Genomic DNA, 2626 nt, shown 5'->3' on the forward strand with positions numbered 1-2626 from the left:
CAAGCCGTAAATGGAAAGAAGTACTAGGTGGTGAATTTTCACATTTAGTGTACGACGGACGTTGGTTTACACCACTTAAAGATTCTATTTTAGCTGGTGCAGAAGCACTTTCTAAAGTGGCAACAGGTGAAGTGGTACTTAAGCTATATAAAGGTCAAGTAACTGCGGTTCAAAAGCAATCACCAAATAGCTTATACAGCGAAGCATTTGCTACATTTGGCGAAGATGATGTGTATGACCAGTCACACGCTGAAGGCTTTATTCGTTTATTCTCGCTTTCAAGCAGAATTTCAGCATTGGCTAAAAAGTAAATTATTTATAGCCCCTTATAAAAGGGGCATTACAGGGTTTGGAGAGATTTCATGGCATTATGGGGCGGACGTTTTTCTACGGGTCCAGATGAGGCGTTTAAGCAATTTAACGACTCTCTTCCCTTTGACTACCAGTTAGCAGAGCAAGATATTATTGGCTCTGTGGCATGGGCTGGTGCACTTGAACAGGTAAATGTACTTTCAAGTGATGAGCATACAAAATTAGTTGCTGCATTAAATGAGCTACTTGAAGAAGTTAAAGCTGATCCACAATCAGTTGCTACTTCAGGTGCAGAAGACATTCATTCACATGTTGAAGCTGCTCTAATTGAAAAAGTAGGTGATTTAGCTAAAAAATTACATACAGGCCGAAGCCGTAATGACCAAGTTGCCACCGATTTTAGACTATGGTGCCGTGATACAGCCGATCATTTACTAGATGCCATTGCACAGCTAAAAGGCGAGTTTGTAGCGCTTGCAGAGCGAGAGCTTGGCACAATATTGCCAGGTTACACGCATTTACAGCGCGCACAACCAGTATTGTTTAGCCACTGGTGTATGGCGTATGTAGAAATGCTAGAGCGCGATGAAAGCCGCCTGCAAGATGCTAAAGCGCGCATGAATTTTTGCCCATTAGGCAGTGGTGCATTAGCAGGTACAGCTTATCCGATTGATCGCCAAGCATTAGCCCACGGATTAGGTTTTACAGCGGCTACAAAAAATAGCCTTGATGGCGTATCTGATCGTGACTTCGTGTTAGATCTTTTAAGTTGTGCGTCTATTTCGATGATTCACTTATCTCGTATGTCTGAAGATCTGATTTTTTATAATTCGGGTGAAGCCGGATTTATAGAGCTTGCTGATAACGTCACGTCAGGCTCATCGCTCATGCCTCAGAAAAAAAATCCTGATGCACTCGAGCTTATTCGCGGTAAAACCGGACGTGTATTTGGTGCATTTAGCGCTATGATGATGACATTAAAAGCGTTGCCACTTGCATACAATAAAGATATGCAAGAAGACAAAGAAGGCCTGTTTGACGCTATGCCAACATGGCTTGCATGTATTCATATGGCGCAAGCGTGTATTAAAGGCGTAAAAGTAAATGGTGATAAAACGTTAGCAGCGGCAAAAGGCGGCCACGCTAATGCCACTGAACTTGCTGATTACTTAGTTGCTAAAGGTGTGCCATTTAGAGAAGGGCATCACATTGTGGGTGTACTTGTACAGCTTGCGATTAGCGAAGGTAAAACGCTTGAGGAGCTATCACTTGAACAGTACAAATCAGTAAACACTGTATTTGAAGACGATGTTTACCCAGTACTTGAAATTGATGCGTGTATAAAAGCGCGTCAAGCGCTTGGTGGGACGTCTATTGAGCAAGTAACTAATGCTGTTAAAGAAGCCAAAAAAAAACAGCAAATAACGGTACGTGATGCAAATTTAGATGATGTAGAGGCAATAGCCACACTTATACAGCATTGGGCAACGGTAGGCGAAAACCTACCTCGTGCAAAAAGCGATATGGTGCACTCTATTAACGAGTTTGCAGTTACTGAAATAAATGGAAAAGTGTCGGGCTGTGCATCGTTATACATTTACGATACCGGCCTTGCTGAAATACGCTCATTGGGTATAGACCCAAAAAGTAAAGTGACGGGGCAGGGTAGACAGCTTGTAGAGCACCTACTTGCTAAAGCCAAAAAATTGGCACTTAACCGAGTTATTGTATTGACCCGTGTACCCGATTTTTTTGAACAACAACGTTTTACTTTTTGTAGCAAAGACTCTTTGCCTGAAAAAGTAATGAAAGATTGTGAACTTTGCCTTCGTAAAGAAAATTGTGACGAAGTAGCAATGGAATATATTTTGAAGCTAAGTACACCTGCGGAGATCCCGTGTAAATACGTAGCTTAAACTCCCTGGATATAAAAAACGTACGGTTATCCCTGTGCGTTTTTTTATATTTGCAGTAAACTGGTCGGAGTTGTTTGGTTTGATTATATTTTTTGAGTGAATTTTAATGTGTCAAAAAAAGTTGGCACATTGGTTGCTTTGTATAAGATAGATAGCAAAATAGCTATCACTGCTTAAAACAGGTAATGCATTTATCTACATAATAATGTGGTTAAAAGTTGCACCAAATATAATTAAAACTTTTACAAGGATCAATCACATGCAAGTTTCAGCTAATAGCCAATTACAAATGCAAGCATACAACAAAACACAACAATTAAAGCCTGCAATGGAACAAACTGCTAGCCCTAAAACCCTGCAATCTGATACAGTAAGCATCTCACAAGAAGCTATGGCTG

At 40.8% G+C, this 2626-nt stretch carries 1 protein-coding gene and 1 pseudogene; both read left to right on the forward strand.

Annotated features, from left to right (window positions below):
• A pseudogene (locus L652_RS0101085) lies at nt 1–311 on the forward strand (argininosuccinate synthase domain-containing protein); the annotation flags it as partial.
• 51 nt (nt 312–362) lie between these two features.
• Complete coding sequence (gene argH / locus L652_RS01000000123145) at nt 363–2228, forward strand: argininosuccinate lyase (RefSeq protein ID WP_024596071.1); 1866 nt, start codon at nt 363–365, stop codon at nt 2226–2228.
• The last annotated feature ends 398 nt before the right edge of the window (nt 2229–2626 follow it).

This window comes from Pseudoalteromonas sp. TB25 (assembly GCF_000497995.1).
In the GTDB taxonomy this organism is placed as follows: Bacteria; Pseudomonadota; Gammaproteobacteria; order Enterobacterales; family Alteromonadaceae; genus Pseudoalteromonas; species Pseudoalteromonas distincta.